Origin of the sequence: Streptomyces sp. NPDC058964, from assembly GCF_042741275.1 — a bacterium.
In the GTDB taxonomy this organism is placed as follows: domain Bacteria; phylum Actinomycetota; class Actinomycetes; order Streptomycetales; family Streptomycetaceae; genus Streptomyces.
In genome coordinates this window covers 1-7,100 of sequence record NZ_JBHYKH010000473.1, presented here as the reverse complement: position 1 = coordinate 7,100, position 7,100 = coordinate 1, and the positions used below count along the sequence as shown (strand labels likewise).

Sequence of the window (7,100 nt, the reverse complement as noted above, 5' to 3'; positions counted from 1 at the left end):
GGAGGTGTGTTTTTCACACACCCCCCCAGCCCCCGCGCGGGTGGGCGGCCCCGCCGGCGCGCCCCCCCCCGTCGGGCGCCTTCGTCGTCCCCCGGTCGGCCGTACGGTCACCGGGGTGTTGCGGCGCGTCAGTGTCTCGCAGCCCAAGAGTCCTCGTGTCGGCATCGCTGCTCGCCCAGCCGAAAAAGGATCGCGGTGAGGGCGGACCGCAGCGGACTGACGGCCCCAAGAACAGCAATGCCGACCATGAGAGCGCTCGCGTCGGCGTAGGGCAGCAGGCGCACCTGTGTGTGCTGCGCCAGCCACTGGGCGATCGGCGGGTTGCCGTAGCCGTCGGGTTCGGTGCGGGCAAGGGTGGCCTGCGGGTCTCGGGTGCCGATGGCGACCTCGTGGCCGAGAGAGGCGAGCTTGCCGGCGATCGTCCGGCCGACGATGCCGGTGCCGAGGACTGCGTAGCGCATGAGGGCGGGGTCCGTTCCGGGAGTGGGTGCCGACACGAGTTCTCCGTTTCGGCACCCCTAAAAAACTAAACCGAGTGGTTCGGTAATGCAAGGAAAGGCGGTCGTCCCCGTTACTTCAGATACGGACCGTCCGTGCCGATCTTTCCGGGTGCCGCGTTGGCGCCACCCAGGTCGAGGACGTAGACCCGCAGGTTGCCCTTGCCGGAAGCGGGGACGTCGAGGGTGCCGTTGGTGACGGTGACGGTCTGGCCGGTGACGGCCTCCTTGTAGGTGCCGTCGAGGATGCCGGTGAACGTGGCGCCGTTGCCGACCGAGACCAGGGCGTAACTGTCGACGCCGGTGGCCGTGTCGGTGTAGCGGCGCTTGAAGGCCATGTCACCGCTGACGCCCTCGGTGGAGTACTGGCCCATCTGCAGTGCGGGAATGGCACGGCGGATCTGGTTGAGGCGCTGAAGGTGTTTGACCAGGGGCTGCTGGAGCGTGGTCGCCACCGCGCCGGAGGCGCTGGAGACCTCGGAGAAGTCGCTCGCCGTGACCTCGCCCGCCACCTTGTCGCCGTAGTACGCGCGGCCGGTGGTGGCCAGCGGGCAGGTGGGGCCGCAGTCGATCTGCTTGCCGGCCTGGAACTCGATCTCCGATCCGTAGTAGAGGGTGGGAATGCCGCGGAACGTCCACATCAGGGACATGTTCTCGGCCCAGGCGTCGGTCCCCCCGGCGTAGCGCGTGCTCGACTTGTTGGGGCCGTAGTCGTGGCTGTCGACGTAGACGACGTTGTAGGTGGCGTCGTTGGTGGAGTCGTCGGAGTCCTTGCCGTTGTTGAAGGCGTTGGACGCGTACGTGAAGTTGTTGTGCATCCGCATGTCGATGATGTTCATGCCGCTGAACTGGCTGTGGTCCGGCGTGTGGTAGCTGTTGCCGTTCAGGAAGGCGTTGTTCGACGTGGGCTGGCCGGCGGGGCCCAGGTTCTCCTCGTAGGTGTACTGGTCGAGTGCCGCCTGGACGTCGTCGTCGGTGTAGGTCTTGCGCTCCTTCCAGGTGTAGAACTGTGCGGAGTGGTTGACCGAGCCGTGGTTCCACTTGTCGTTGACGAAGGCGGCGACCTCGCCGAAGACGAAGAAGTCCCTTGCCCTGTCCGCGCCGAACCTACGAGTGACTTCGTCGTAGATCGCGGGCAGGAAGCGGCGGTTCCAGGTGATGCGGGGGACGTGTACGGCGGTGTCGATCCGGAAGCCGTCCACGCCCATGTCGATGTACTTGTCGTAGGCGCCGATCAGGTAGTTCTGGACGGTCGCGTTCTCGGTGTTGAAGTCGGCCAGGTCCTCGTGGATCCAGCAGGAGCGGGAGTCCTCGCCCTCCCAGTTGCCCAGCCAGCACTGGTGGTAGAGCGAGGCGGGGAACAGCTTGTTGGTCGGGCCGGGCCACTGGCAGTTGTAGATCGTGTAACCCTCGGCACTGTGCTGGCCGTTGGGCGTGCCCCAGTTGAGGCAGGTGTTGCCGCTGGGCTCGTCGGTCGACCACAGGTCGCCGTTGTAGTACGACTTGCCGGAGACGGGTTCGACCGTCAGGCCGTCGTAGTCGAAGTCGGCGTTCGGCCGGTCGTAGTACCAGGACCACTGGGAGTCGCGCACGCCGTAGACCTTGGGGACGAACAGGCCCTTGGCGCCCCAGCGGGAGGAGTGGTTGTAGACCACGTCCTGGTAGATCTTCATGCCCTTGGCATGGGCGGCGTCGATCAGGTCCTGGTAGGAGGCGCCGGCCGACTCCAGGCGGGGGTCGACGCGGTAGAAGTCCCAGCCGTGGTAGCCGTGGTAGTCGTAGTCCGAGCGGTTGAGGACGACGGGCGTGATCCAGACCGCCGAGAAGCCGAGGGCCTTGATGTAGTCCAGCTTCTGGATCAGGCCCTTGAAGTCGCCGCGGAACATGGGGTCGTGATTGGCCGCGTTGCCGGACTTCACGTCCTGGCTGCCGCCGCGGTTGTTGGAGCTGTCGCCGTCGTAGAACCGCGCCGTGAGGACGAAGTAGATCGGGTCCTTGCGGGGGTCACCCCCGAGCGGGGTGCCGGCGGTGGGGGGTGGTGGTGCGTTGCCGGTGGTGGCGCACTCCGGCGCGCTCGCGGCGGAGAGGTTGCCCGCCGCGTCCAGGGCCTTCACGGTCCAGCAGTAGGAGGTGCGGGCCTCCAGGCCGGTCACGGAGAGGACGGTGGAGGCGGTGTCGGTCACCGAGGTGCCGTTGCCGCCGCCGGTGCGGGTGATCTCGTAGCCGGTGACGCCCACGTTGTCGGTGGCGGCCTCCCAGGTGAGCACCGCGGAGGTGCCGGTGATGCTCGCGCTCACGCCCGAGGGCGCGGTGGGTGCGGTGGTGTCGGGTGCGGCGGCGGCACAGGGATCGGTGGCGCCGGCCTTGGCCACGTGGTCCTTGACTGTCGAATTGCCCTGGGTGAGCTGGTAGTTGGCGCCGTTGTTGTTGTCCCAGACGCCGTTGCCGTTGTTGAAGGTGGCCTGCCAGGTGGTGGCGGATCCCAGGTCGACGGTCTTCTTCACCCAGCCGGTGCAGGCCGGTTCCATGCCGATGCCAGGGACGGTGGTCCAGCTGCCGCCCGTGGGCGCCCAGTGCAGGTTGACGGTGGGCCAGCCGACGGAGGCGGTCGAGTACCAGACGGTCGCCGCGTTGCCCGCCGGGGGCTGGGCCGGGCCGCACGGGTCGCTGTGGGCCACCACGCCGTCCCTGACCGTGATCGTCCCGGTGCCGAGCTGGTAGTTGGAGCCGTTGTTGTTGTCCCAGGTGCCGGAGCCGTCGTTGAAGGTCGCCTGCCAGGTGGCGGCGCTGCCGAGGTCGACGGTCAGCTTCACCCAGTCGGTGCAGGCGGAGGGCATCCGGGTACCGGGGACGGTGGTCCAGCTACCGCCCGCGGGCGCCCAGTGGAGGTAGTACGACGACCAGTTCCGGGTCGGCGTGTAGTAGTAGACCGTGGCGGAGTTCGCCTCGGTGGCGGCGGTTGTCAGCGCGTGCGCGGGCGCGCCCGAGAGCAGGGACGTGAGAAGGCCGAGCAGCGCGGCGACGAGGGCGGTCAGCGGCCGGGGCCGGTGCCTTCTGCCGGGGGGGAGTACGAGGTCCATCGTGGGGGGAGCTCCTCGTGCGGGGCCGCGGTGGGGGCGCGGCCGTGCGAGTGGTGGTGTCGCGGTCCGGCGGTTACTTGGCGATCAGGACCAGGACGGCGCGGCCGTGCATCCGGTACACGGTGCCGGTGCCGCCGACAGGGGCCTCGCTGCCGGGACGGGCGACCTGGTCGGCGCCTTCGGCCCAGGTGGAGGTGTCGGTGACGCGGTACCAGGACTTGCCCGCGCCGGGGGAGGGGAGCGTCATGTCGACGTCGCCCGACCAGCCGTTGTAGGCGACGTAGAGCGCGCTGCTCGGGTCACCGAGTTCGGTGCCGTCGTAGCGCCAGGCGAGGGCGTGGTTGTCGGGGTTGCCCCAGTAGGCGCCGTCGGGCGCACTGCCCGCGGGGGTGAACCAGTCGAGTGCTCCCATGCCGTTGCCGTTTCCGTCGGCGGAGCTGTAGAAGCCCGCCGGGCGCAGGGCCGGGTGGGCCTTGCGGAAGGCGATCATGCGCTCGGCATAGGTGCGGAACGTGCTCTGGTCCCCGGTGAGCGACGTGGTGAGCCAGTTGGCCGAGGAGTCCAGGTTGTAGGGGTTGTTGTTGCAGTTGACCGAGCGCAGGTACTCGTCGCCGCCGGTCATCATCGGCGTACCGGCCGACAGCATCAGGAACGCGAAGCCGTTGCGGGCGGCCTTGCGCTGATCGGCCGCGTTCCCTCCCTGGTCCCAGGACAGGTTGTAGCCCGAGCCGCCGTCGGACGGGCCGTAGGGCCAGGCCTGGGTGTTGTTCTTGGTGTTGCAGCGGTAGAGGTCGGCGAGGGTGAACCCGTCGTGGGCGACCATGAAGTTGACGGAGTTGAAGGGCGCGCGGCCGTTCGGCTGGTAGAGGTCCGAGGAGCCGGCGAAGCGGGTCGCCAGGTCGCTCGGGGTGACGTTCTCCACGCCCATGGCGTTCTGGTCGCGGCGCATGGTGTCACGGAACTTGTCGTTCCATTCGGACCATCCCGCCGGGAAGTTGCCGACCTGGTAGGTGCCGCTGCCCAGGGCCCACGGCTCGGCGATCCAGTCCGTGCCGGAGCCGCCGCCGGCCGACCGGGCGGGCATCAGGGCGGTGATGCGGTTCAGTGCGGTGTTCGGGTCGGTGCGGCTGTACTGGAAGCAGCCGTGCTGGCAGGTGTTACCGAGGACCGGCGCGAGGTCGAAGCGGAAACCGTCGACGCCGAGGGTGTTCTTCCAGTACGCCAGTGAATCGGTGATCAGGTTGCGTGTGACGGGGTTGTAGGTGTTGACGTTGCCGCCGACGCCCGTGTTGTCCCACGGGCTCTGCATGTCACTGGTGAGCGAGTAGTAGGTGGGGTTGTCCAGGCCGCGCAGGGAGAACAGGCTGTAGGTGTTCTTGTCGGCCGCGTTCCAGGGGCCGCCCTCGCCGGTGTGGTTGTAGACCACGTCCGTGAAGACCTTGATCCCCGCGTCGTGGAAGGCCTTCACCATCTCCTTGAACTCGCGGGTGGGGCCTCCGGCGCCCCGGTCGGCGGCGTAACGGCGGTCCGGTGCGAAGTAGTCGAGGGTGGAGTAGCCCCAGTAGTTGTCCCCGGCCGTGCCGGTCGGGTCCACGTCGTTGGCGTCGTTCTGCGTCTCCTGCACGGGCAGGAACTCGACCGCGGTGACGCCGAGGGCCGCAAGGTCGGCGGCCTTGAGGGCGGCGCCCTTGTAGGTGCCGCGGTAGGCGGCGGGCACGGAGGGGTCGTTCTCGGTGAGTCCGCGCACGTGCACCTCGTAGACGACGTCGTCCTTCAGGGCCCGGGTCGGTTTGGTGCCGGTGCTCGTGGCGTCGTCGGCGAGGACGATGCCCTTCGGGGCCTGCGGGGCGCTGTCGACAGCGCGGTGCTGGGGGCCGGTGCCGTAGACCGAGGCGTCGGTGGCGGCGGGGGTGACCGGGTCGTTGCTCAGTTCGCGTGCGTACGGGTCGGTCAGGAGCTTGTTGGGGTTGAAGCGGTTGCCTGCCGCGTCGACGTCCGCCACGAATCCCGCGGTGGAGCCCTTCGTCCACGCCGGGTCGTAGGGCCAGTTGGGGCCCCAGGCCCGGTAGCCGTAGTAGATGGGGCCGGTGATGCCGTACTGCTGCCGGATCGTGGTCACGGAGACGGTCACGGACCAGACGTCTGTCGCGGCGTCCTCGGTGAGCGGGAGGGCGGCGGCCTCCTGGCTGCCGGTCGCGGTCCCGTACAGGTACAGGTCGATGCGGGTGGCGCGGGAGGAGTAGATCCGGAACTCCACGTTCGCGCCGGTCGCGTCGTAACGGGCGCCCAGCGGAGCGCCGGTCGCGGCCGCGGCCGGTGTGGCGAGGCCGCCGGGAGTGAGCGGTGCTGCGAGGGCGGCGGTGACGGCGAGGACCGCTGTCGCGGTACGCCGGCCGAGGCGGCGTCTTCTCCGCGTGCGGGCAGGGGGGAACGAAGACACGGCGGCTCCTGAAGGCGGGCAGGGAAAGCCCCGGCGCCGGTCCCGAGGCGCCGATGACTTGAAAGGAGTTGCTGAATCTTGCCGAAAAGTAGTGCAACCTTTGAGTACCGTAAAGACCTCGCGCAACATCCGGAGCCCCGGAATCGTGAGGCGGATTGCGTGGACCGAGCCCATTGCGCGGCGGGCTCGATCGGTCCAAGATCCGTCGGGTCGCTCTCGTGCGACATCCGTCGTGCATCAGGGGGTTGCCATGCTCAGAACGCGTTCCACGACGTCGTTGGTGCTGTCCGTGCTGTCCGTGCTGCCGCTCGCGGCCGGATGTGCCGGTCACGGGGACCGTGAGAGCGGTGGTGCCAGGCCCTCGGCGTCGAAGACCCGGGACGACTTCGGCTGCCTGAGCGGCCATCAGCTCGACGGCTCGATCGAGTTCGAGGTGGGGGGCTTCCCGGTCGGCGGCTATCTGACGGGCAAGGGCACCACCGGCGTCGTGCTGTCCCACATGGCGAACACCGACGTGTGCTCCTGGGTGCCCCAGGCCGACCAACTCGCCGCCGAGGGTTATCGGGTTCTGGCCGTGCAGAGCATCGGCGACGAGACGGCGGAGATCACCGCGGCGGCCGGGCTGCTGGCCCACAAGGGTGTCACCAAGGTCATCCTCATGGGCGCCTCCAAGGGCGGCACGGCCTCGGTCGCCGCCGCACCGAAGATCACCAAGCCCCCGGTCGCCGCGGTGATCAACCTCTCCGGGCCCAGCCTCTACCAGGGCATGGATGCCGAAAAGGCCGCCGCGCGCCTGACCGTCCCCGTGCTGTACGTGGCCGCGAAGCTGGACTCGGGCTTCGCGGAGGACGTGAAGGCCCAGTACAAGAAGTCCAGGAGGTCACCGGACGCGGAGCTGAACCTCGTCGACGGCAACGCCCATGGCACCGACATGTTCGGCGTCCATCCCCATCTGTGGCAGGACGTCAAGGCGTTCATGGCCGAATACAAGTGACGCCCGCGCCCGGCGGGGCGGGGGGGGGGCGGGGGGCGCGCGGCGGGGGGGGGGCCGGGCGCGCAGCGGGCGGGCGGGGGCTGTCGCGC

The 7,100-nt window shown here is 69.1% G+C and carries 4 protein-coding genes; 1 reads left to right on the top strand and 3 read right to left on the bottom strand.

What is annotated here, in order from left to right:
• Window positions 1-128: 128 nt before the first annotated feature.
• The 3 genes from ACFW2E_RS37460 to ACFW2E_RS37450 all read right to left on the bottom strand — a co-directional run bounded on the left by ACFW2E_RS37460 (window position 129) and on the right by ACFW2E_RS37450 (window position 6,017).
• A complete protein-coding gene (locus ACFW2E_RS37460; RefSeq protein ID WP_384473691.1) occupies window positions 129-461 on the bottom strand; it encodes an NAD(P)-binding domain-containing protein in 333 nt (110 codons plus the stop codon).
• A 110-nt stretch (window positions 462-571) separates the two neighbouring features.
• Window positions 572-3,577 (bottom strand): carbohydrate binding domain-containing protein, encoded by a 3,006-nt coding sequence (locus tag ACFW2E_RS37455; protein WP_384473688.1) that lies wholly within the window; start codon window positions 3,575-3,577, stop codon window positions 572-574.
• Window positions 3,578-3,650: 73 nt separating this feature from the next.
• Window positions 3,651-6,017 carry an alpha-amylase family glycosyl hydrolase gene (locus tag ACFW2E_RS37450; RefSeq protein ID WP_384473685.1) on the bottom strand — a complete coding sequence of 789 codons (2,367 nt, stop codon included), beginning with the start codon at window positions 6,015-6,017 and terminating at the stop codon, window positions 3,651-3,653.
• Between the two features lie 250 nt (window positions 6,018-6,267).
• Between ACFW2E_RS37450 and ACFW2E_RS37445 the strand changes: the two genes are divergently transcribed.
• A complete protein-coding gene (locus ACFW2E_RS37445) occupies window positions 6,268-7,011 on the top strand; it encodes an alpha/beta hydrolase (protein WP_384473682.1) in 744 nt (247 codons plus the stop codon).
• Window positions 7,012-7,100: the final 89 nt, after the last annotated feature.